The organism is Flavobacterium sp. W21_SRS_FM6 (assembly GCF_052119645.1).
Taxonomy (GTDB): Bacteria; Pseudomonadota; Gammaproteobacteria; order Enterobacterales; family Alteromonadaceae; genus Paraglaciecola.
The window spans coordinates 21,923-45,105 of the sequence record NZ_JBGQOM010000004.1 but is presented as its reverse complement, the minus strand read 5'-3'; the positions used below and the strand labels follow the sequence as shown (position 1 = coordinate 45,105).

At 40.3% G+C, this 23,183-nt stretch carries 18 protein-coding genes; 1 reads left to right on the top strand and 17 read right to left on the bottom strand.

Annotation, left to right across the window (positions count from 1 at the left end; genetic code table 11):
- From fliM to ACEN2L_RS08225, 13 genes are all read right to left on the bottom strand, one after another.
- A complete protein-coding gene (gene fliM / locus ACEN2L_RS08285; protein WP_441743162.1) occupies nucleotides 1-1,059 on the bottom strand; it encodes a flagellar motor switch protein FliM in 1,059 nt (352 codons plus the stop codon).
- A 26-nt stretch (nucleotides 1,060-1,085) separates the two neighbouring features.
- Nucleotides 1,086-1,610, bottom strand: coding sequence for a flagellar basal body-associated protein FliL (fliL, locus tag ACEN2L_RS08280; RefSeq protein WP_441743161.1), 525 nt, complete (start codon nucleotides 1,608-1,610; stop codon nucleotides 1,086-1,088).
- Nucleotides 1,611-1,693: 83 nt separating this feature from the next.
- On the bottom strand, nucleotides 1,694-3,913 hold the full coding sequence (locus ACEN2L_RS08275) for a flagellar hook-length control protein FliK (RefSeq protein ID WP_441743159.1): 2,220 nt from the start codon (nucleotides 3,911-3,913) through the stop codon (nucleotides 1,694-1,696).
- Between the two features lie 179 nt (nucleotides 3,914-4,092).
- Entirely contained in the window at nucleotides 4,093-4,545 is a 453-nt protein-coding gene (gene fliJ, locus ACEN2L_RS08270) for a flagellar export protein FliJ (RefSeq protein ID WP_306022896.1), read from the bottom strand.
- A gap of 29 nt (nucleotides 4,546-4,574) precedes the next feature.
- Nucleotides 4,575-5,909 (bottom strand): flagellar protein export ATPase FliI, encoded by a 1,335-nt coding sequence (gene fliI, locus ACEN2L_RS08265; RefSeq protein ID WP_306022895.1) that lies wholly within the window; start codon nucleotides 5,907-5,909, stop codon nucleotides 4,575-4,577.
- A complete protein-coding gene (gene fliH / locus ACEN2L_RS08260) occupies nucleotides 5,906-6,697 on the bottom strand; it encodes a flagellar assembly protein FliH (RefSeq protein WP_441743156.1) in 792 nt (263 codons plus the stop codon). Before fliH ends, fliI begins: the two co-directional genes overlap by 4 nt.
- A gap of 32 nt (nucleotides 6,698-6,729) precedes the next feature.
- Nucleotides 6,730-7,767 (bottom strand): flagellar motor switch protein FliG, encoded by a 1,038-nt coding sequence (gene fliG / locus ACEN2L_RS08255; protein WP_306022893.1) that lies wholly within the window; start codon nucleotides 7,765-7,767, stop codon nucleotides 6,730-6,732.
- Nucleotides 7,768-7,838: 71 nt separating this feature from the next.
- Nucleotides 7,839-9,548 (bottom strand): flagellar basal-body MS-ring/collar protein FliF, encoded by a 1,710-nt coding sequence (gene fliF, locus ACEN2L_RS08250; RefSeq protein ID WP_306022892.1) that lies wholly within the window; start codon nucleotides 9,546-9,548, stop codon nucleotides 7,839-7,841.
- A gap of 10 nt (nucleotides 9,549-9,558) precedes the next feature.
- Nucleotides 9,559-9,888, bottom strand: coding sequence for a flagellar hook-basal body complex protein FliE (fliE, locus tag ACEN2L_RS08245; protein WP_441743154.1), 330 nt, complete (start codon nucleotides 9,886-9,888; stop codon nucleotides 9,559-9,561).
- A 342-nt stretch (nucleotides 9,889-10,230) separates the two neighbouring features.
- Nucleotides 10,231-11,580 carry a sigma-54-dependent transcriptional regulator gene (locus tag ACEN2L_RS08240; RefSeq protein WP_306022890.1) on the bottom strand — a complete coding sequence of 450 codons (1,350 nt, stop codon included), beginning with the start codon at nucleotides 11,578-11,580 and terminating at the stop codon, nucleotides 10,231-10,233.
- 3 nt (nucleotides 11,581-11,583) lie between these two features.
- On the bottom strand, nucleotides 11,584-12,792 hold the full coding sequence (locus ACEN2L_RS08235; protein ID WP_441743152.1) for a sensor histidine kinase: 1,209 nt from the start codon (nucleotides 12,790-12,792) through the stop codon (nucleotides 11,584-11,586).
- A gap of 167 nt (nucleotides 12,793-12,959) precedes the next feature.
- On the bottom strand, nucleotides 12,960-14,399 hold the full coding sequence (locus ACEN2L_RS08230) for a sigma-54 dependent transcriptional regulator (protein ID WP_441743150.1): 1,440 nt from the start codon (nucleotides 14,397-14,399) through the stop codon (nucleotides 12,960-12,962).
- Between the two features lie 196 nt (nucleotides 14,400-14,595).
- Nucleotides 14,596-15,399 (bottom strand): flagellin N-terminal helical domain-containing protein, encoded by an 804-nt coding sequence (locus tag ACEN2L_RS08225; RefSeq protein WP_441743148.1) that lies wholly within the window; start codon nucleotides 15,397-15,399, stop codon nucleotides 14,596-14,598.
- A gap of 210 nt (nucleotides 15,400-15,609) precedes the next feature.
- Here ACEN2L_RS08225 and ACEN2L_RS08220 point away from each other — a divergent pair, with 210 nt between their 5' ends.
- On the top strand, nucleotides 15,610-19,173 hold the full coding sequence (locus ACEN2L_RS08220) for a 6-hydroxymethylpterin diphosphokinase MptE-like protein (protein ID WP_441743146.1): 3,564 nt from the start codon (nucleotides 15,610-15,612) through the stop codon (nucleotides 19,171-19,173).
- Nucleotides 19,174-19,197: 24 nt separating this feature from the next.
- Here the strand turns inward: ACEN2L_RS08220 and ACEN2L_RS08215 are convergent, their stop codons facing one another.
- From ACEN2L_RS08215 to ACEN2L_RS08200, 4 genes are read right to left on the bottom strand one after another with little or no spacing between them, the layout of a single operon-like run.
- On the bottom strand, nucleotides 19,198-20,346 hold the full coding sequence (locus ACEN2L_RS08215; RefSeq protein ID WP_441743144.1) for a hypothetical protein: 1,149 nt from the start codon (nucleotides 20,344-20,346) through the stop codon (nucleotides 19,198-19,200).
- Nucleotides 20,336-21,352 carry an STELLO glycosyltransferase family protein gene (locus tag ACEN2L_RS08210; protein ID WP_441743142.1) on the bottom strand — a complete coding sequence of 339 codons (1,017 nt, stop codon included), beginning with the start codon at nucleotides 21,350-21,352 and terminating at the stop codon, nucleotides 20,336-20,338. Before ACEN2L_RS08210 ends, ACEN2L_RS08215 begins: the two co-directional genes overlap by 11 nt.
- Nucleotides 21,324-22,439 carry a hypothetical protein gene (locus ACEN2L_RS08205; protein WP_441743140.1) on the bottom strand — a complete coding sequence of 372 codons (1,116 nt, stop codon included), beginning with the start codon at nucleotides 22,437-22,439 and terminating at the stop codon, nucleotides 21,324-21,326. Before ACEN2L_RS08205 ends, ACEN2L_RS08210 begins: the two co-directional genes overlap by 29 nt.
- Nucleotides 22,432-23,118: a class I SAM-dependent methyltransferase gene (locus tag ACEN2L_RS08200; RefSeq protein ID WP_441743138.1), complete on the bottom strand. Its 687-nt coding sequence runs from the start codon at nucleotides 23,116-23,118 to the stop codon at nucleotides 22,432-22,434. The genes ACEN2L_RS08205 and ACEN2L_RS08200 overlap by 8 nt, the downstream gene beginning before the upstream one ends.
- Nucleotides 23,119-23,183 lie beyond the last annotated feature (65 nt).

Sequence of the window (23,183 nt, the reverse complement as noted above, 5' to 3'; positions counted from 1 at the left end):
TTACAAATCTAATTCAAGGGTTTGTAATTCAGCATCGCTATCTATTCTGCGACCGCCTTTGGTTAATAATTGCAATTCCGACTTAACAGAAGTCGGACGCGGAATTTTGTCAGTAATCTTCAACGCTATATATTCTCTTGAACGGCCTAGTTTCGCTCTGAACGTCGGTAAGTCTTCGATTAACACGGTAATATGCTCAGGCATCTCAATCGGTATAATGTCACCCGGTTTAAATTCCATGATTTCTCTTAAAGACAACTCAACATCTAACATGTGAGTTGAAAGCTCTACTTTGACATCCATGATTTCATCACGTAGGGCTTTACTCCATCTAAGATCAGTGTCCTCCTTATCACTTTGCACACCGGCATCAAGTAGCTCACGGATAGGCTCAAGCATCGAATACGGCAAGGAAACATGGAAGTCACCACCGCCACCGTCAAGCTCAATATGAAAAGAGCTAATAACCACCACTTCTGTAGGGTTGACAATGTTTGCCATGGCCGGGTTAACTTCAGAATCTAAATATTCAAAAGACACATCCATCACCGGAGCCCATGCTTCTTTGTAATCTTCAAAAATTAATTTTAATAACATTTGAATAATACGCCGCTCAGTGGGAGTGAATTCACGACCTTCTATCTTGGCGTGATAACGGCCATCACCACCAAAAAAGTTATCAACTAAAATGAAGACTAAACGCGCTTCCATGGTGATAAGTCCAGTCCCTTTTAAAGGTCTAAAGCGCACCATATTTAAACTTGTTGGTACAAACAATGTGTGAATATATTCACCAAACTTAATCATCTGGATGCCGTTAATCGAGACTTCTGCAGAGCGTCGCATCATATTGAACAAACTTACCCGCATATGCCTTGCAAAACGTTCGTTTACTATCTCCAAGGTGGGCATGCGCCCACGCACTATCCTGTCCTGTGAAGAAAAGTCGTATTCTAGTAGTGAGCCGTCAGAATCACGTCCACTGGTATCTTCTTCTTCAACATCGTCAACACCGTGTAATAAGGCGTCAATTTCGTCTTGGGATAATAAATCACTCAATGTAGTTCTCTCTTGCTAACTAATTGCTATTGCATGACGAAACCCGTGAACAACACTTCTTCCACGAGTTGCTTGCCGGTGATTTCCTGCATCTTTTTCTGTACTTCTTTTAGTGCGCTATCGCGAATCGCTATTTTCCCCGCTTCGGTCACTAAATCATCAGCATTGGCGGTACTAAACACTCTCAATAATGCACCTTCGATGGATGGAATATGCATTTTAATTTGTTCTTCGTTGTCATAACCTCGCAGCATTAACTGCACTTTTATCTCAACCAAACGATCCCGGGTGGAACCAGGCACATTAAAAACAAATGGTCGTGGCATCGCAACATAAAGTGCCGATCCACTTTGCGATGGCGCACTGGCAGTCGCTTCCTCTGTACTTTCAGCTTCACCTTCGACCACTTCAGTGGTAACTTCTTCCGAATCACCCAGTAAAAAATAAGCAGCAGCACCGCCTCCGGCAAGTAAAACAACAGCTGCAATAATAATGATTATCAGCTTTTTTTTCTTACCGCCCTCTTCCATTTTTAATTCTTCTTCAGCCATCGCTTTCTCAAGATCTGTAACATGTAGCGTTATTATCTACCTGCCAATTAAAATCACAAGTAAATAGCCAATAAAATAAAGGATTAAACGAAGTAGTCTATGCCTCCAGAAACCTGACTCTGATTAACGTTAGGTCGTGACATAAGCGCAGCATCATCGGTTAAACCATCATTAGCGGCTACCCCCTGATCAGCCTTCGTCTGCTGCTGCGACTGGCCTTGATTATCTTGTTTAGCTTGGCTTTCTTGGCGCACTGATGATTGCCCCAGTTCAATACCCTTATCAGCCAACATTTCCCTTAGTCTCGGGGTAGCGCTTTCAAGGGCATCTCGGGTTTGCTGCGACTGCACGACAAAATTAACTGAAGCGGAATCTGATGAGAGCGAGACTTTCACCTGCATCGAACCTAACTCAGCCGGATCTAAACGGATTTCTGCTATCAGATTGTTGGTATTCACCATCCAGCGCACTTTTTCTGCAAGCTGCTGATGTGCTTCAGGTTTAGCCAAGTTAATGGCCTTATCCAGTTTGCTTTCAAATTGACTCGCGCTATGCACTTTTATCTGTTCAGATTGCGTCAATAACTTGTCGAAACTGACGTCAACTGCCGCTAACGCCTGCTGACGTTGCGCACTTTCATCAAGCTGGCTAGCCAAGCTAAGAGCTTGGCTAAGTCCCAATAAAGACTGTTCAATACTTTTAGCCGCGTTAGCTGATAATTCGCTATCACCGGATTGAGATATTGCTTGGCTCACCAGTGCGTTCAGATCAATACCAGGCTGGCGGCCGTCGGCTAGTTGTTGTTTAAACTCGCTGACACCAGCCTTTAAAGCAGCCAAAATATCTTTGCTATTGGTATTAGGCAAAGCAGCGTCACTACTCGCTTTACCAAGGTCTAAATTTGCTCCTTTGGCTTTTACTTCATCGGCTAAAATAGCGGCCACTCGCTGGGCAATATTCACTAATGCTTCATCAATTTTTTCAGTAGGTAGAGCTAATAAAGCTTTAAGGTCAGAATCGCTAGTAAGCTTATTTGACTGGCTTTTTTCTGCTCCCGTCGCTACCGGCAGGGTAAGGTCTATTTTTTCGCTCGTTTTAGGTGCGGTTTTATCACCTGTCTCTGAATTACCGGCTTCTCTAACTACTAACATAACGAATTCATCAAACACATTGGACTCTTGCCTAACCATTGCTGAAAAGGGCGATTGCTGTGGTTTTGCTGCTAACTCGTTCAATGGGAAGTCGATTTGTGATTTGATTTCACCTTTTACACCACGCGACTTCTCATTTTGTGTGAATTTAGTTAGCAACTGACTCAGAGCATCAAGTTCAGTCTGAGGAAGCTCACTCGCAAGAGTGTCCTTTTGCTGACTTACATCTTGACTCGTAGCCGCTAGCTTTGACTGCACAAGCGATAGCAACTCGGGGCTTATGACATTATTTTTGTTCACACTGTCATTGAGAGCCTGCTGAATTTGTTTAATTTCACTGCCACTTAATTGGTCTTGTTGCATGAGTCGTAAGACGTTATTCGCAAATAACTCAATGTTAGTGTCGACCGTGTTAGCTTCAATCTTCTGATTAACTTTGTCGCCATTGTGGTATGAGACTAACTCAACTATCTCAGGGCTAGCTTGGATATCGTTTAACAGCTTGGTTAACGCCGAGTTGGGTTTGTCTATTAATCCGCTCACTTGCTGTTTAAAATCATCTAGCGAGCTGAAACCAGCTTTCAATAAAGCTTCTTGAAAACGAGGGGCGTTAGCTAATGTATCAATGAACGATAGTACATCAGTTAGCTCCTCCCCCTCATTCACTACTGCCTGTTCTGGGCGTGGCGCCACTTCTTGACTTTGCTCATCAATATTCAATAACTGCAATTGATAAACAAGCTCCACCCAATCTTCCGCTTGCTCGTCATTAACAACTTGCTCCTCTTGTCCGTTGAACACAGATTTAGTTTTTGTCGGCTGTGTACTTTCAAGCAAATCTTGCGCGGGGTCTTGATTCTTTGGCGATGTGGTGAGCTCTTCAGCGCTTTTAGAATCACTTACGATTAACGAGTCTTCAGAATTTGGCTCAGGTTTCACATCTGATGCTTTGGCTGAGTTATTTAATACTGGTACCGTTGTTTGCTCAGATGACTTGGCGCTTGTTTTTTGCGGTGAAGAAGGCGCAGTCTGTTGCTTACTCTGCTGCTGAAATATCTGTTCAAAGGTAGAGCTTACGCTGGCTTCGCTGGGATCAGACAGGGCGGCAAAAGCGGCAAGCTCAGATTTAGAAGAGGCAATAGTTTGCATCATAGTAAGACAACTCCCTGATTTAATTGAGATAAACCTATAGATCGAGTTGTATTTTGAGAATATTTTAATGCCAATTGGCGATAAAACATGTGCATGTTAACCTCTTTAGCCAGTTGAAACAGTCATTAGGGCTGCAATGCTTAGGTAATAGCAAAGTCTGTTCCAAAGGTGCGAGTTGCTTAAAACTTGTAGCTGGGTTCTTTGCGAACAAAGCGTTGTAGGGCTAATTCATCCAGCATGTGCTGCTCTTGTTTGGCCATTTTAAAATCAATCGCTTTGCGCTGTTTGGCCAGTAACATTTCTACTGCTTTACGTTTTTTTTGCTGGTTTAACCATTGCTGTCGCCTTTGCTCGGCCACTAGCAGAGCGTTGCTCACCACTTTAGTTTGTTGTTCACAGGCTTTATCTAACTTTCCAATAAACTGCTGATGCTGGCCATAACTTGTGGCGGCCATGCCTTGTTTAGCTTTAGCCTGAGCCTGACGCAAATAGTCGAGACGATATTGTTCAAGGCCTGTTAACTTGTGTTTATTGTTTTGCACGTGTTGCTGAGCTAACTGGAAGTCGCGAAGACATTTCTGCTCCTTATTGCTTTCCAGCTCAGCAACCATCTCTAATTGCGCTATGGACATTGAATTATCACCTTGTTTGCCTCAACGTTTTAGCCTTTACCCAGTCCGGAACTCAGACTTTTCATTGCGTTTGCAGACTCTTCAAAAGGAATAATGTTGTGCATACCTTGCTGTAAAAAAGCATTAATTGCAGGCTCAGCGTTAATGGCCAAATCTATTCGCGGATCAGTGCCTCTGGTGTAAGCGCCAATACTGATCAAATCTCGGTTACGTTGGTAAGTAGAATAGACCTGCTTGATACGCCGAGCTTGTTGCACATGTTCTTGTGACACCACCATCGGCATAACACGGCTGATAGAAGCTTCAATATCGATGGCTGGGTAGTGACCTGCATCAGCGATACTACGCGACAATACAATATGACCATCAAGAATGGCCCGAGCGGCGTCAGCAATAGGATCTTGTAAATCATCGCCCTCAGTAAGCACGGTATAAAAAGCGGTTATCGAGCCTTGATGTTCAGCGCCATTACCCGCCCGTTCAACTAAGGCTGGTAAGCGAGCAAAAACCGACGGAGGATAACCCTTTGTAGCAGGTGGTTCACCGACGGCAAGGGCGATTTCACGTTGAGCCATGGCGTATCGAGTCAAAGAATCCACCAAAAGCAATACGTTCAAGCCTCTGTCTCGAAAATACTCGGCAATAGTAACTGCCGTTTCGCAGCCTTTTAAGCGCATCAAGGGTGAGGTATCGGCAGGAGCTGCAACCACAACTGCTTTTTTGCGCTCTTCTTCGCCGAGTATATCGTCAATAAATTCTTTTACTTCTCGTCCTCTTTCACCCACCAGGCCAACCACAACCACATCGGCCGACGTTCCTCGGGTCATCATTCCCAATAGCACGCTTTTACCTACGCCACTGCCAGCAAACAAGCCCATGCGCTGGCCTGAGCCGACGGTTATCAGCGAATTAATCGCTCTAACACCAACATCCAATGGTTGCCTAATAGGTTTGCGTAACAAAGGATTCATTGGCGGGCGTGTCAAAGGAACACGTTTTTCAGCTTTGATCGGCCCTAGACCGTCAAGAGGTTGACCATTCCCATCAACCACTCGTCCTAGCAAACTCATGCCAACGGCAAGTCCTTGCTCTCGATTAAGGGGTTGTACGCGAGAACCTGGCACAATGCCTTTAACGGCAGTAGTTGGCATCAAGTAAGTGATATTGCCTGCAAAGCCAACCACTTCCGCTTCTATTTCACCGTCAATGGTTTGGATCAGGCACTGACTTCCAACAGGCATTTGGCAACCTACAGCTTCCAACGTCAGGCCAATGCCTCTAACTAGTTTACCGGCCGCGATAATGGGGGCTTGCGGCACTTGCTCTTGCAACTGCTTTATTTTGTTTAGAAGCGCGCTGCTCATAATACGTCATCACTGGCGTCAGTGCTGATGGTATGTAAACCTTGTTCTAGTAAAAAGCGGTCAAGCACATCTCGCACACGCCGATCGATGGTGATATCTACGGCATTCGATTCAGTAATAACCTCACATCCACCGCGATTAAATTCTGGATTTTCGACAAAATTCCAGTGATGTTTTTCGATTTCTTCCTGACTAAAATGGTTAGTCACCAAAGCAAGATCTTGCGGATGTAAATGAATTTGATATTTTACTTCTTGAATAGGCAGTACTTTTAAGCCTTCACTCAATGCCTGAAAAATTAAATTTTCATTTGTTTTTACCTCGGCTCGTATGACCGCCCGCGCCAAACTTACGGCCAAAAGGACGACTTCCTTCTCAAGTACTTTTTCAACTTTACTCACTGGTTTTTGCAAGCGCTCAACGATATCAGCTAGAGCAGTAATATGCGTCGAAACCTCTTCTTGCGCCGCGGCTAAACCTTGCTGATTGCCTTCCTCGAGTCCTTTCGCAAACCCCTCTTCGTAGCCTTGCTTAAGACCATCTTGTAGACCTTTTTCATGGCCTTCTTGCTTACCTTGTTCGAAACCGTCAGTATGAGCCGCAGCACGAATGGCTTCGATTTCTTCAGCGGTAGGAGGAAGGATCTCTTCCTCTTCCTCGGGTGGTTCATATTTCCAGTCATTACGGCGGTTAAAGACATTGGTTTTATTTGCATCGTTGTGATCTGGACGTTGTTCAATGTAAGGCAAATCCCAAGACTTCACCCCTTCTTTTGGCTCTTCAGACATAATGGTACTCGCCTAGGTTGGCAGGGTTGGGCTTACAAGAACTCATCACCACCACCGCCGCCTAACATGATTTCACCCGCATCGGCTAAGCGCCGAGCGACAGACAAAATTTCTTTCTGGGCGGTCTCAACTTCACTAATTCGAACAGGTCCCATTGCTTCCAAATCATCCATGAGCATTTCAGCGGCGCGTTTAGACATATTTTTACTGATCTTATTACGCAGCTCTTCGTCTGCACCTTTGATGGCTTTAAGTAAGGAATCTTGTTGGACTTCACGCAGAATCGCTTGAATTGCGCGGTCGTCAACATCAGCTAAGTTATCAAAGACAAACATGAGGTCTTGTATCTGCTGACTCATCTCTTCATCTTGTTCACGGATAGCATCCATTAACTGCCCTTCAATATTGGTGTCGAGGTAGTTCATGATGTCTGCAGCAGATTTTAAGCCGCCCATTTTGGCCGCTTGAGTACCCGCTTGACCGGCAAATTGTTTCTCCATGATTTCGTTTAATTCTTGTAATGCCGCTGGTTGGACTTCTTCCAAATTAGCCACGCGCATCATTAAATCAAGTCGTACTTTTTCAGGGAACTGGCTTAAGATCTCGGCAGATTGCTCGGCATCTAAATAAGACATAACAATGGTTTGAATCTGTGGGTGTTCATTACGAATGATGCTAGCCACTTGTTTTGAATCCATCCATTTAAGAGAATCCAGACCTTTCGCACCGCTACCCATCAAAATTTGGTCAATTAAATTAGCGGCCTTGTCTTCACCCAAGGCGGAGGTAAGCGCACGCTTAACAAAGTCATGGCTTTGGAAACCAATGGTACTGTAGTTTTGAATCTCTTCGATAAAATGACGATGCACGGCCGTGATCTTAGACTGCGTCATATCGTCAATTTGAGCCATGGCTTGGCCGAGCCGCTGAACTTGTTTTGGCTCCAAATGTTTTAAAATTTGGGCAGCATCATCCTCAGTTAAGCTCAATAATAAAATAGCAGCCTTATCAACACCTTCTAGTTTACTAATATCGTAACCAGAACTTTCCGCTGGATTTTCATCAGCCATGAGCAACTCCTACTGAAATACTATTTGCAGATAATGCGACCTTTAAGTCTTTATTCATAGCCTTGATCTTGCTATTCATCATGTAACAACCAATTTTTAACCACTTGCGACGATAACTCTGGCTCATTGGCCACCAAGGCCCGCACTGCACGGAGTAAATCTTCGTCTTTATGTAAATCAGGTAATCTAAAGGTTCCATCCGGAGCGAAGCCCACTTGAGACTCATCAAACTCTTGAGCCAGCATACTGATACTTTCGTCACCCAAGTCCAGTGCTTCGTCTGCGTCATATTCATCTTTAGATTTAATATCATCTGGGTAAATCAGTTTCATAACCATAGGACGCAGGACAAACAGAACCAAGATGATGCCTACAATTAACGCAGCAATAAGCTTAGCAAGCGGCAGGTTTTCAGGATCTTGCCAAAACGGTAGCTCGATTGGCACATACTCATCTTGACGACTAAACGGAATGCTCACCACTTCCAGTGAATCCCCACGAGTGACATCAAAGCCAATACCGCCTTGTAATAAACGACGAATATCAAGTAGCTCTGCCTGTGCACGAGGTGCGGTGGTTACGGTACCATCGGCTGCAGTTGTAGCAACATAATCAAGGGCGACCGAGACGCTTAAACGGCGAATAACCCCAGTTTGCTGTTTGGTATGGCTTACCGTGGTATCAAGTTCATAATTGCGAGTGGCTTCTTTAAGATTTCTACCTGGCGCCGTTTGTTGAGAATTACTGCCTGTCGCTCGCTCTGGAATGTTAGCATCTAGCGGCGGTTGATTGGTTAACGCCCCCGGTATACCTGCAATGACTCCACCGATACTATTGTCTTCCATCGTCATTTCGCTGCGAATTGCCGGTAAATCTGGATTGTAACTGCGCTGCGTTTGCTCAACAGCCGTAAAATCCATTGATACATCAGCTTGCGCGGTATAATTACCGAGCCCTAAAACCGGAATTAAAATTGAATCTATTTTGGATAAGTATTCGCTTTCGCGCTGCTTTTCTAATTCATATTCTTTACGTGAACGAGCTGAGTCGGCATCTTGCGATCCTGAATTTAGCAACCTGCCATTACTGTCTGTGACCGTAACGCGCTGTGGCTCCATACCTTGTACGGCTGATGACACAATATCTACGATGGCATTCACTTCTTCACTGGTAATCGCGGTGCCGCGACGAGGTGTGACCACCACGGTAGCACTGGCTTTCTTTTCACGCCTTGCAAACACATTTTCTACAGGCAAAGCTAATAAGACTTTTGCACGGGTAATACCGCTCATTTCTTCAATGGTATTGGCGATTTGTAACTCACGAGAATGTTTTAGACGCTCTTTTTCGACCCGCTGACTGACACCAAAACCCATGTCTTGCATAATAATATCAGTGCCTTGAGTATCACTTTGGGTCAGTCCTTGACGGGTCATACCTAATTTGATGCTTTGATACTGTTCACTGTTTACAAGAATGGTGTTGCCCTCAAGACGATAATCAATTTGGTTCTGATCAAAGTAATCAAGGGTTTCTACCAGCTCTTGGGTTTGCATTGCCGCCAAAGGGCGATAATCAGGTTGATTGGCCCACAAAAAAACTACAATCGCGATAGTACAACAGATCACCAAGGCAATAATTAACACAACTTGTCGCATTAAGTCTGTGCCACCAAGCGAATCCATGAATCCAGACTTTTGTTCAACGATTTGATCATTGCCATAGGAATCCATTCCCATGTTATTGTTCATCGCTAATTCTGTACCAGTTGCTTCAGCCACGAGTTAACTCCTACACCGGCATATTCATGATTTGTTTGTAAGCTTCAAGCACTTTGTTACGTACTTGAACGGTGGCCTCAAAAGCAATGCCTGACTTCTCTTTAGCTACCATGACATCAGCTAAACTAAGGCTTTTATCACCCATCTCAAATGCCATAGTTTTGTCTCTTGATTCCAATTGCATGGTGTTAACCGTATCTATCGCCTTGCCAAGCATGTCAGCAAAGTTGGCTGAAGACGGATTTTCCTGCAAATTAGGAAGACTGTCGCCTAAGCCAATTTTGCTTTGCGCCGCCATATTTTGAAATTCTGAGTAAAGAGACTGAGCTTTAATATCCATTGGTTTTCTCCGATTATCACGCCGCTTACTATACGATGTGAAAAACTGTATATAGAGAGTTATAGCAAACTGAGTGCCAACATACAGCCAGCCAAAAAATAACAATATTTATTTAAAATCAATAACTTAAACTTATTTAAAACGATGAAAACAGCGTCATAAAATTGACTTAAAGCAAATAAAGCTCGGCGGAATTATTGCAGCGCGTCATTTCACGCTATGTGGATTTTGGAAACGCTCTTTTTAGTTAAGGCAATTATTCACTAAGTGGGGTGCAAATAAGCAAAAACGATAGCAGAAAGGTCGCTATCGTTTTTTTGAAAAACGTACTAATGTGCGCTATCAAGCAGGGAGGTCAATACCTACTTCACGCATTTTAGCAAGTTTGTAACGCAGGGTTCGTGGGCTAATCCCAAGACGTTCAGCAACATCTTTCCGTCTCCCCTTGCAGCTTTGAAGGGTATCTAAAATAATTTGATGTTCTTGCTGGCGCAGCTCAGAGCCTAATTTACTGTCATCTTCAAACTTCTCAACGCTAAGTTGACTGTTACTCGAGGTAAAAGGTTGATCTTGTTCAATCATTAAATCGCCAGCATCAATTTGTGAGGGTTCTGCTAAGATTAGTGCCCGCTGGATCACGTTTTCTAACTCACGCACATTACCAGGCCATGCATGTTGCAGCAATTTACTGCGCGCCGCGGCACTGAGTTTAGGAATGGCACTGCCCTGTTTTTGACAATGTCTTTCTATTAAATGCTCGGCCAATGGCAGAATATCGCCCGCTCGTTTATCAAGAGGTAACCAGGTAAGTGGAAATACATTGAGGCGGTAGTATAAGTCTTCTCTGAACTCACCATTGTCTACGGTCTTTTTTAAATTCCGGTTACTGGTGGCAATCACTCTGACATCCAGCGCAATGGTTTTACGACTACCCAAGCGCTCAACTTCTTTTTCTTGTAGTACTCTGAGCAATTTTGCTTGCAAACTCAAATCCATTTCACTGATTTCATCCAGTAAAATAGTGCCACCTTGAGCTTGCTCAAATTTACCGGGGCAAGCTTGTACAGCGCCTGTAAACGCGCCTTTATCGTAACCAAACAAAGTGGCTTCAAGCATATTTTCTGGGATCGCGGCGCAATTAATCGCAACAAAAGGCTGTTGACTGCGAGGTGACTGATCATGAATAAATCGTGCAAGCACTTCTTTGCCTGAACCACTTGGGCCCAACACCATAACGCTTGCCTCTGAGCGTGCTACTTTTTTGGCCAACTCTAATAGTTGGGCACTTGATGGATCACCGACGATTGGGTTACAAGACTCAACTTTATGGGCTGGAGCATAACGTCCCACTAAATTAAGCAGTACTTCAGGAGCAAAGGGCTTAGACAAATAATCTGTAGCGCCATCGCGCATTGCTTGCACCGCATCATTGATGGTGGCGTACGCCGTCATCAATAACACGGGCATAGTTGCGTTGCGGTGTTTAATATTTTTAAGCAGCGTTAAACCACTCATATCGCCCATTTGGATGTCGCTCACCACTAAATCAACAACATGTTCGCCTAACTTAACTAAAGCTTGTTCACCGCTATCGGCTTCAACAACGTCATAACCACCTAACAGTAAGGTATCAACTAAGGCTTCTCTTAGCCCGGCATCGTCTTCAACGATCATAATTTTTGCTTGCGACATACTTTAGTTCCTCGCTACATTGGCAAAGTGTTGTGTAGATTCAGTAGCATTTTGAATTGCCGTTATTTGTGAAGGCTGGCTTGATAAAATGGGTAAGCGCAGGGTAAAACAGGCCCCTCCATCAATATTATTTGTCACCGTAATTTTACCATGATGAGATTGTGCCACTGTTTTTACCACCGCAAGCCCCAAGCCTGTACCGTGTGTACGGGTAGTAAAAAACGGTTCAAAAATTTGTTTTAAGTGTTCTTTTTTAATACCTGGTCCATTGTCAGAAACAGATATGTTTACTCGGCTGATGTTTTGTAAGTCGCGACTTGCAGTAAGCTCAATAACTGCATTGGTCGGAGTAAACCCAAGGGCATTATGGATAAGGTTTTGTAACGCCCCTGCAAGGGCCACTTTATTGCCCAGTATGTGAATATCTGGGTCAGGCAGATTAACTTTTAATACGGCATTTTGGCGCCCTAACATCACCTCAGCACCAAGCTGTACCTCTTGCAGTAAGCTTTGCAAAGAAATTCGGCTGACCACTTGTTCACTGCCACTTTTAGCAAACAACAACATGTCATTGACTTGATTTTCCAAGTCCCGCAATCGAGATTGCAGCTTATCAGCAAACGAAGCCCGGGACTCTTTACTCAAGGTATTATTCGATAAATTAGCCGCATACAAAATAGCTGCAGATAAAGGAGTACGGATCTGATGAGCCAAAGAGGCGACCATTTTTCCTAGAGAGGACAGTTTTTGTAGATGGCCAATCCGTTGTTGAAGTTGTCTTGTTTCGGTTAAATCGGTCAAAACGATAAGTTGGCCCGGCTCGTTAGCGAGCGGCGTAATGGATAGTTTCACTTTACGACCATCGATTAAGGAGACTTCATGCCCATCGTCTGCCTGAGGTTTAAATGAGCGATGGATAATAACGCGCCATAGTTGACCTTCTAACGGTTCACCCAGCAAGTCTGTAGCGAGCTTATTCGCTTGTTTAACCAGACCGTTACCATCTATGACCACAACACCAGCAGGCATGACTTGTAATATATGATTCAGTCGCGCCGTTTCTTGACGCAAATTAGCAATTTCTTGCTCACTGCAAGTGATACCTTGCTCAACAACTTCAATGTTGGCCTTTTGAAGTATTTTTTTGGTCGAGTTTGAAGTCAAACATGGGCTTTGAACATGTTCATTTTTTAACAATTCACTACTTGCCATATTGTCCTCTCGTCAAAACTTAGACAGATTAGTTACAGCAGAGCTATTGCACAGGGCATGCCAAGGTATATATTTTTTAAAATCAGTTACTTAGATAGTTTAAGACAGAAAAAAAGCGTCAAGGTACTGACGCAATTCAGGATAAGATAGAAAGTGAACGATAAAAATTAGTCTTTGCAGATAGTATATTTGCGCATTTTTTCCACTAAAGTCGTGCGTCGCATACCTAACACTTCTGCAGCTCTGGCAACTACCCAGTCTTGCTGATCTAAAGCTTGAGTAATTAAACTCACTTCTAAATCTGAAATGTATTCTTTGAGATTCAAGCCGTCTGAAGGTAAGGCTTTCGTGCTTGGGTCTGCCAATTCGTCAAAAGTAGTTAGATCCTCTTCTGCATTGACCGACTCTTGAAACATCGCATTAATGGCTTCGCGTTCCAACAATTCTTGGGGATATTCGGGTTGATAGGCCTCAGCATCAATATGTTTGTACTTATGAGGCAAGTCATGCAAATCAATCAATTGATTGGGAAATAAAATCATCAAGCGTTCTACCAGATTTGACAGTTCACGCACGTTCCCTGCCCAATTGTGTTCCATCAAAGAGGTTAAGGCATTCTCAGTAAATTTAATTTGCGCATTCTCAGATTCAAGCCGTGAAATAAGTTCTTGTAATAACAGTGGAATATCTTCTTTTCGCTCACGCAACGCTGGGCTTTCAATAGGAAAAACGTTCAGGCGGTAATATAAATCTTCGCGAAATTGCCCTTGCTCGATCATCATTTCCAAATCTCTATGGGTCGCTGCAATCACTCTGACATTGCACTTAATAGGTTTGGTGCCCCCAACTCTTTCATAGGTTCTTTCTTGGAGGACCCTGAGCAACTTAACTTGCATTTGCAAAGGCATATCACCAATTTCATCTAAAAATAATGTTCCACCCTCGGCTAGCTCAAAGCGTCCTTTACGTGAATTAACCGCACCTGTAAAAGCGCCTTTTTCGTGGCCAAACAGCTCACTCTCCAACAACTCTCCGGGGATAGCACCGCAATTCACAGGGATAAAGGTGCTTTCATTTCGATTTGATAAAAAGTGTACATTACGGGCAATTACTTCCTTGCCGGTACCAGACTCCCCCAAAATCAGCACATTTGCCTCAGTGGGAGCAACTTGCTCAATCAAATGACGCACATTTTGAATTTGCCGGCTCTGCCCGACTAAGCTTCTAAATAAACGGGTTTTATTATTAACGCTGGTTTTTGCATTGGGTTGGTGGCGTTTGTATTCCTGACAACGGTGCAGCACTTGGGTTAACGATGGATAGGTAAAAGGTTCGCCTATTGCTCCCACGATATTGCCCTTGGTAGTTAAGTCGAGTTCTTGTCCAAACATTACGAAAGGTAAATGAGGGAATTTTTCACAAATATCAGAGGCAAGTTGAAGATCATTGGCATCGATAAACACTGCTTTAAAGCCTTGTTTTTTCTGCAAGGTTTGCATACTTTCAGCGAATGTAATACTGCCAAAAGACTCAGCAAGAAAGGTTAAAATAGTGCATAGATTATTGGCTCGATCTACTTGGGAACTAATAATCAAAATGTCGCTCATGCCTTCCTCAACCACGTATTATTCTTGTAAGCCAATGTAACTTATATGATTTTAGCTTTTCAAGGCTGGATAGCAACACAAATTACTGAGCAAGTGACAGTTAAATCAAATTATTCTGTTACGCTCGGACAAAAATCAAGATAAAAAAAAGAGCAAACAAATTGCTCTTTCTAAAATAATCTCTTAATCGCAAAATCTAACCATTTAATAGGCTAAGCACCTGCCCTCTTTGTTGATTCGCGCTACTCTGCATGGCAATTGACGCCTGACTAAGTATGTCATTACTTGCTCGTTCCGCAGAGGCTTGCGCATAATCGGTATCTTGAATTCGGCTGCGGGCCGCTGATACATCAACATCAGCTTGTGATAAGTTTCTGGCAGCACTTTCGAAGCGATTTTGCGTGGCGCCTAAATCAGTGCGCGCATTACCCACATAATCAATTGCGCTATCTGCTGCTACTAAAGCATCTTGCGCGCCCTGCGCTGTGCTCAAGTCTACATTAAGAATATCGCTCAAACCGGAGGCGACATCGTTAGTTTGCACGCCAATTTTTTGACCTGCATTGGCGCCCACTTGAAAATTAATACTTTCAGAACCGCTTAAAAGCGACTTGCCACCAAACTCTGTTTGTTTGATCGTTTGGGAAATATTTTGCTGCAGCTGAGATACTTCAGATTGTAGTGCTTTGCGATCACCGTCAGTCAATAAACCATTGCCTGCTTGCACAGACAATTCACGGATCCTATTAACATCTTCATTAATTCCAGCCAAGCCACCTTCAGCCACCTGAGCCAAAGAAATACCGTCATAAGCATTAGAAATCGACTGCCGATTGCCTTCAACTTGACTGGTTAAGCGATCAATAATCTGCTGGGCTGCAGCGCCATCGGCCGCGCTATTGATACGCTTACCAGACGACAGTTTTTCAAGAATAGAATCTTGTTTCTGTTGAATTTGCTGTAAAAATGATGAATTTGAACTGCTGTCTAGTTTAATCATAGTAAGGCCCTCTCAACCTAGTCCCTGATAATAGCAAAATATCGCTCAAAGCGTAAACAATATAAATGAATACCTAGCACCACAATTCGATACTTTTCATCTTAAAGATTGATAACATTCTTTTTTTAATGCGCTTTACTGTAACAGTTACTGACGGTTAGGCTTACTTTTTGCTAACCTATCAGCACGGTTGGTAGTCAAAATATAATCATGCTAAAAAATATACGTTTACATTTAGAAAAAGATGAAGAAAAACAACAAGAACTAGAAGCATCCTTAGCTAAAAGCATTCTTGAGGCCCACCATAAAAATGTAAACAGTTTCGATAGAAACATTCCGTCTTTAAGTCACTACATTAAACAACCCAACCTGCAAAACTACTCCTTATTTTGTAATAAATTTGGTGAAATAAATATTGTGGATTACGGTGTAGGCAGAACGCTTTACGGTTTTCATCCACAGCAAGAAGTTCTTGAACAAGTTGGCGATTTTAATTCTCACGCCCCACTCTTTTACCTAAACACAGCAAATACTCAGACGCAGATCAAAGGTGAATTAGATCCCGAAAATTTCAAGTCAAGCGAGGGATATCAGTACTATATTGCACAGAAACCGGCTCCTGAAAACATTGAGTGTTTGGTTGTACTCGGTTGCGGTTTGGGTTTCCATGTATTAGAGCTGATGCAAGGTAAAACAATCAATTGCTTAGTGATTTACGAGCCTGAACTGCAGTATTTTCAATGCTCGGTTTTAATCAATAAATGGAGTGATATTTTTGACTTAGCTAAGCAAAAGGGGACTAAAATATTTTTGCAGATTGAAAAGGATGGGCGAAATCTCGTTGATGATATAAACGAGCTCGTTGAGCATGAGAAAATTTCTCATTTCTTTGTTTATAAACACTACAACCACCCAGTGTTCAATAGTTTATTAAAAGACTTAAGAACTAAAAGCTGGGATGAATTAACTGAAAATGGTCTGTCGTTTGATTTCACTGAAAACTACCTAAGGTACCTGCCGAGTTGGACAAGTAGCCTTGATATAAAACGATATAAAAGCTGCTCAAAAAACGATGAACTATTTAAACGTAATCTGCAGGCCTTTCAACACTACTTTCCTGATATCCATAAAGAATACCAAGATTATCAGCCAAAAGTTTGGTTACCTCTCCAAAATGAACAAGGCGAAATAAACGTTGTAAAAGCAGATTCGTTAACCGCATGGTACAGCAACAACCCAAAAAACGATTGCTTGATTAACTACGAAAATTACAAAGAACAACCCCACAAAGATGGATTAGTTTTAGGTTACAAAGGCACTAAACTCGCACACTATATTCATTATCAATTTGTTAAGGAAACTGAAGAATTACTCGCTCAAGCAGAAGACGAAGTAGGCGCACTACCTGAAAACATTGCATCGATAATTATGTTTGGTTTAGGGGTGGGTTATCAACTTGAAAGCTTGTTGGCTAACCATACAGTTGAAAAATTATTCTTATGTGAGCCAAATACTGATTTTTTTTACGCCTCACTTTTTGCAATTGATTGGCAATCTATTTTCGAAACTGTTGAAAATTCAAACGCGCGAATTTATCTGAATGTAGGTGACGATGGTACAAATCTTTTTCGAGACTTATTGCGCCAGTTCCATTCAATTGGGCCCTACATTCTCAATAACACCTACTTTTATCAAAGTTATTACAACGCATCTTTAAACACAGCCATCGCACAGTTACGAGAGCAGTTACAAATTGTTATTTCGATGGGAGAGTATTTTGATCATGCCTATTACGGTATCGAACACACTAAAGAAGGCTTTAGAAGAAACATTCCAGTTTTAACCAAAAATCCGTCGAGCAAACTCAGTTACGACGACAAAGAAGTACCTGTTTTTATCGTCGGCAATGGTCCGTCTTTGGATCTGTCTATAGAGGCGATTAAAGAATGGCAAGAACAAGCGATTATCATTAGCTGTGGCACAGCTTTACAAGCTTTACATCGAAACGGAATTACCCCTGACTTCCATGCTGAAATAGAGCAAAACCGCAGTACCTATGATTGGGCCGTACTAATCGGAGACTTAGAGTACTTAACGAAGATCACACTGATTTCATGTAACGGCATTCATCCCGATACCTGTGACCTTTACAAGGATGTTCTAATTGCGTTCAAAGAAGGTGAATCATCGACTGTTTCAGCATTGAGCGTTTTAGGACAACAACACTTTGAAGTGTTGCAGCACGCCTTCCCCACGGTGAGTAACTTTGTAGTTAACCTTACCAGTGTGATCGGTTTTAATCATATTTATTTGATGGGCGTTGATTTAGGCTTTATTAATGTGAAACACCATCACTCCAAATCTTCTGGTTATTATCAGGAAGATGGCCAAGAAATTTATGATTATGCAGAGAATAATAATACCTCATTAGTCGTCCCAGGGAATTTTCGCCCCCGCGTAAATACTAAGCACGAATTTAAAATTTCACGGCAGATCATTGAACAAGTCACTCATAAAAAGCCAAAATTACAAACATTCTACAACTGCAGTGATGGTGCAAAGATTAGTGGTACTAACCCGCTCCGAATTGACAACCTTCTAATTGTTTCATCTAACGTTCAGAAAAAACACGTCTTAATGGGACTAAAATGTTTAGTTTTTTCTGTAGAACATAACGAAGATTTTATTGAAAAATATGAAAATAAATTTTCACATTCTTTATTAATCCAAGAATTAACTGCTTTTGAGAAGTTGCTAGAACAAGCTTTTATAAGTACAGAACAGATAAACTATCTTATAAATAAACAAAAAGAGATGCTTTTTGCTTCCTATCAAAATGGAAAATCACTTCTTTTTTATTACTTATACGGGACAGTAAATTACGCAAATGCTGTATTTAGCAAAATAGGAGTTAATAATACATATTCACTTAATACATTTAATGTGTGGAAAATAACACTAACAAAAATTAAAGAACTCATTCGCAATAAATCTACTATTTATGATATTTCAAATTACCGAGATTTTGAAAGAGAGAGACTTTTGACGCGAACTTACCTTGAGTATAAAACAATGTTAGTAGTGACCAATTCATCAACTTTTGCAGGTTCTTGTGAATGGTTTTTATCTAAAATTTATGAATCTAATCTCAAGGCAACTATATGTCTTATTAAAGATGTGAAAGAGAATGTTAAATATGATTTTGTAATTTACTATATTGACTCTCGTTTCTATTTAAACAACGAAAATCGGAAAGATTACGATTATCCCGTAGGTGGTAAAATTCATACACTTATCCTATCACGTTCTTTTGACGAAAATTTAGAGGCTTTGACTAAAGAAAGACAAAGGACATCAATATTAATTAGACCTGAATTTAACGAGTTAACTGATTTTAAAATATACAATTTATTTGTTTATGCTACCGTTGCAATCAGATCTTGTATCGAACTCAAATTCTCTGGCATCATTTTTCCTAAAGTTAAATATGGGACAAATGATCTATCTGAAATTAAAACTTCATTCGGGAAATTTAAACGCGAAGATTTCCCATTTTTTACAGTTACTTTTAAATACTATTCCATCATCCCTTTTAATGAACAGAGAGATAAGGAGCTGCTCACATTCAGTGGAGAGAGAGGCATAAAAATTTCAAACTTAGATGATGAAAGCGCCTACATCTTTTCTTATTGCACTAAAGAAGAAATATTAAAAAACCAAGAAGAATACTTAAAAATCACTCCGTGCTTATTTAATGATAAAGAATACAATTAATCGGAAGCTTAAAGAATTTTCGAATTAAGAAAATTTGGGTTCATCTATGGTTTGAAGAGCGGAAATAAGCTTTTGGGTTTGCGCTTTCCAGCCATATTTTTGGTAGACTAAGTCAATTAGATTATTGCGCCCATACTTAGAGCTGCACTTTTTATAATGTTCCAAACCATAAATCAAATTGTTCTCTTCGAAGTCAGGCAGACAATATCCTGAATCAAACTCCTCTACATAACGAAAACTTGGGGCATAATTTTCTGTAAAAACGAACATTCCTGAAGATAAATAATCTAAAATCTTAGTATTGTCGTGCTGTTGATACACACTTTCACAAAAATCTAAACCAATATCATGTGATAGTAAAATGTCTTGGTAGTTAGATTCTGCTGCACCAAGAAAATTAATATTTAAAGGCAGTTCATGACCAATCCAATCTGATAACTTTTTTAAGGCTTCACGCGAAGTTAAGTTCTCTTCTAACAAATTAATTACTGTTCCAAAAACTTTATTACCAGGTGCAGTGCTTACAGTATGTTTATCAAACACTAACCTGCTTACTATATTAACTTCTATATTAGAAAATACGTTTGCAAATTTAACTATCTTTTTCAACACCTCTCGACTTCTTATACAACCAACCCAAAGAGCCTTGATTTTCCCTGGTTCAGTATGACTACGACTTTGTACTAATTCGTTTACTCCAAAATCAAGATTCAATACCTTTGGAACAACCCCTCTCTGCTCAACAATTAATTTCTGCTCATAGTTATTCACTGTAATTAACTTAAAGATGTTGTACAAATCTTGCCCATCTTTACTAATGGCATTATCATTAAAACAAGACAGTAAAACTAAATTACAATTTGATAAAGCAAGCAAATCAATTCCATGCTCACTTATTAAGACACTAGGCTTAGTCGTAGAGATAAGAACCAGACTTGCCGAGTTAGCTACGCTCTTGTAGCGGCTTCTGTCTATTAGTGTTATGTTTTCATGACTAAGCCCCGTGGGTAAAGATATCCTATAATCTACGACAAGAGCCACACTCAAATTTAATATTGCTAACTCCTTCGCAACACCTACCGCTCTAATGGCATTACCAATCACATTTGATAGGGGATTATTGCAATCAGTCACTTCAATCGTGTGACCGATAATCAAAAAATCAAACTTCATTGCTATTGCTCACGAAATTAAAGTCCGTAATCCAATTATTTAAGTGTAACAACTCATCTTCTTTAACAAGTTTAGCTAAGACTAGATTCGAATAAATTTTTAGCAAACAATCTGTTAAAGAATCTGATTGATGAAATACCGTATCAATCAAACACTGAATTACCGCTGGAGTGTTAATATAGCACTCTATCTCATCTTGGAAGTCTTTGAACAAATCATGTTGATTACGTTCTTGATAAACGGTAGCGTTTGCAAATGCTAAATATAAATTAAATTGATCTAAACATCGTTTTGCTACAAAACTTCTTAAAATATCCGTGAACCTGAAGCTCACTGTAACTGGCAAATATAGAAGCGCAAATGCTTCCTTTTTCCAAAGCGTATTTTGCGAATTAAATGGACAATAACATTGACTAGGCAATAAAAAACTATGGTCTTTTCGAGAAAAATTAATAGGTGTGTATTTTCTACTTAGCCTAAATATTGCGTCCACATCAGGGTCACTATCAGCAAGGCCTTGTATTATTGATGCTCCGATCAATTTTTCTTTATTAATTTTGTAATCAACATCACTATTTATTTCGGAAAGAGGAAAACCTCTCGGCCAAATAAACTGGTCTGTAAATAACTTATAGCAATTAAACACAACGTTATTTTCGGAACGTATATCAATAACATAACCTTTAGATAAATCGTCTAAAAAATCTTCAGAATGAGGGATATTGTCGTCGTCAGTCTCATAAATAATATTAGCCCCCTTTTTAATCGCTAATAAGTATCCAATATTTTTTCTACTGTAATGCCTCTCAGGCATCATACTTGATTTTAATTCCTTAAGAGAAAGTTGTTGCTCAAATGAATAATACTGCAATCCTTTTCTTGTTTCATTTATGTTCTTACTTCCTTTGTCACCAATAACGATCATATTTTGAGTTTTAGGATATTGGAGAAATTTTTCTATGGCTTTAGTTAGGCCATTAATAGTCGTAATTACTGTGAGTATCATTTAACATTCCAATTAAGAATTTTCGAATACTTGCTCTAGGCGATTCAAAATTTAAACCAAAATCAATTTTTAATAGTTCAGAGATTGAACTATGCTCAACATAAACTTTATCAATACTATTTAACCTTGTTTCTAATTCTGAAAGTGTAAAAACTGTTTCAATATCATAGTCAGACCAAATATTGTCAATATTTTCATTTGTCACTGAGATTGCAATTTTCTTACACAACTTTGCTTCTAAGAGCATCGTACTATTAATAGATATAACAACCGAAGAAGCCATTATTGCATCGATTGCATTATCACCATCAAAATCACTTATACATTCATTTATATCAATGTAGTCTTTTTTAATAGAATTTGGGATCATATTGATATTATTAGGTGGATTTCTAATCACTAGTCTTTTATTTTGGGCAATAGTATAGAAGCACATAAACTGAATTAGCTTGTTTTGAAATTCTACGGCTTCTTTTTGTAAAATTTGGCAGTCCATATTTTGCAAAACCAATAGGTAGCTATTTTCTTTACTTACTTTTTTATCTAATTGTAACTTGAAAATTTTTTCAAACTTTGGCGCGCCAACAAGCATCAAACCAATCCCGGCGTGACCACGACGAATAAATATTTTTCTCTGCAATTCTCCCCACAACAAACAAAATTTACATATCGGAAAATTGTAACCGTATTCCCTATCTTTATAATATTGCTCTTCTGAGGAGAATACCCCTTCATGTGGGATTAAAATAGTTGAAATACCTTTTGCATTTGCGATTTCAACTATATCTCGAAACACAAAATACCAATCAAAAGTAAAAATAAATCCTTTGATATCAGTATGGATAATTTTTTCTAAAGTTTTTTTATAGTATAAAGGATTTTCTCTAACAAAATTATGGATTCTGATTCTATTAGCTGGCTCGTTTGAACCAATAAAAAAGGTGATCGGGTGAATAACTTGTTCTTTGTCGTCAATTTCCCGAACAAGACTATCGCATGTATTCCCTATCCACCTGATATAAATGAATTTGTCGCTGGGTATATCATCAAAGACATTCCAATTAAAAAGCCCTGAGTTTTCATTCATACCAGTTATACTCTAATATATCCCCATTAAAGCCTTGTTTAACAAAAGGTGGGAAGAAGGGAGATAATAATTCCAGATCTCCGGAGTCAAAACTCATATTTTTGGGTAAATTTACACTCTTCTTTTTTATAATAACACTAATATTATACCCATACTTTAAAATTGCGGGCTCTGAACAGTCGTAGCCAGCCATCACCAAATTGTAGAGTAATATACCGGCATTCCATAACGTAAAGTGTCCGCCAACCACATCATTTTTTAGTGGCGGTACAGTAATTGCTATAACGCCACCTTCTTTAACTAACCGACCAATTTTCTGCAAAAATAAATTACAATTAAGTTGGTGTTCTAAGACATGGGAACACCAAGCACAGTCAAATAAACTATCTTCAGGAAAGTCCATGAAGTCGCCATAAAAATAATCTACTGCTATCGGGTTTTGATTCTTTTTATAATAGATAGATTTTCCATAATCTATAGCTGTTACTTTCTTACCATATTTATTTAAAATTTTACTGTGTAGACCTTCACCTGCGCCAATATCTAAAACGGTATGAAAGCTATAATTATCAATTAATTTTTGAAGCCCTTGACCTGCAGTTGAGTTATTAACTAAGGACAAAAAGTCCTCTCTAAGCGGTTTTAGGTATAGTTTTGAAACAGTTTTAGAACAGATCATGATTTACTCTTTATGTTAGTTCAACTTACTCTATCGACTGAGTTAGTAAAAAGCTTACTTATTTA

Excerpts from the sequence above, each read along its gene's own strand:
- fliL (WP_441743161.1), bottom strand. The coding sequence starts at position 1,610 with ATGGCTGAAGAAGAATTAAAAATGGAAGAGGGCGGTAAGAAAAAAAAG.
- ACEN2L_RS08275 (WP_441743159.1), bottom strand. The coding sequence starts at position 3,913 with ATGATGCAAACTATTGCCTCTTCTAAATCTGAGCTTGCCGCTTTTGCC.
- fliJ (WP_306022896.1), bottom strand. The coding sequence starts at position 4,545 with ATGTCCATAGCGCAATTAGAGATGGTTGCTGAGCTGGAAAGCAATAAG.
- fliI (WP_306022895.1), bottom strand. The coding sequence starts at position 5,909 with ATGAGCAGCGCGCTTCTAAACAAAATAAAGCAGTTGCAAGAGCAAGTG.
- fliH (WP_441743156.1), bottom strand. The coding sequence starts at position 6,697 with ATGTCTGAAGAGCCAAAAGAAGGGGTGAAGTCTTGGGATTTGCCTTAC.
- fliG (WP_306022893.1), bottom strand. The coding sequence starts at position 7,767 with ATGGCTGATGAAAATCCAGCGGAAAGTTCTGGTTACGATATTAGTAAA.
- fliE (WP_441743154.1), bottom strand. The coding sequence starts at position 9,888 with ATGGATATTAAAGCTCAGTCTCTTTACTCAGAATTTCAAAATATGGCG.
- ACEN2L_RS08240 (WP_306022890.1), bottom strand. The coding sequence starts at position 11,580 with ATGTCGCAAGCAAAAATTATGATCGTTGAAGACGATGCCGGGCTAAGA.
- ACEN2L_RS08235 (WP_441743152.1), bottom strand. The coding sequence starts at position 12,792 with ATGGCAAGTAGTGAATTGTTAAAAAATGAACATGTTCAAAGCCCATGT.
- ACEN2L_RS08230 (WP_441743150.1), bottom strand. The coding sequence starts at position 14,399 with ATGAGCGACATTTTGATTATTAGTTCCCAAGTAGATCGAGCCAATAAT.
- ACEN2L_RS08225 (WP_441743148.1), bottom strand. The coding sequence starts at position 15,399 with ATGATTAAACTAGACAGCAGTTCAAATTCATCATTTTTACAGCAAATT.
- ACEN2L_RS08220 (WP_441743146.1), top strand. The coding sequence starts at position 15,610 with ATGCTAAAAAATATACGTTTACATTTAGAAAAAGATGAAGAAAAACAA.
- ACEN2L_RS08215 (WP_441743144.1), bottom strand. The coding sequence starts at position 20,346 with ATGAAGTTTGATTTTTTGATTATCGGTCACACGATTGAAGTGACTGAT.
- ACEN2L_RS08210 (WP_441743142.1), bottom strand. The coding sequence starts at position 21,352 with ATGATACTCACAGTAATTACGACTATTAATGGCCTAACTAAAGCCATA.
- ACEN2L_RS08205 (WP_441743140.1), bottom strand. The coding sequence starts at position 22,439 with ATGAATGAAAACTCAGGGCTTTTTAATTGGAATGTCTTTGATGATATA.
- ACEN2L_RS08200 (WP_441743138.1), bottom strand. The coding sequence starts at position 23,118 with ATGATCTGTTCTAAAACTGTTTCAAAACTATACCTAAAACCGCTTAGA.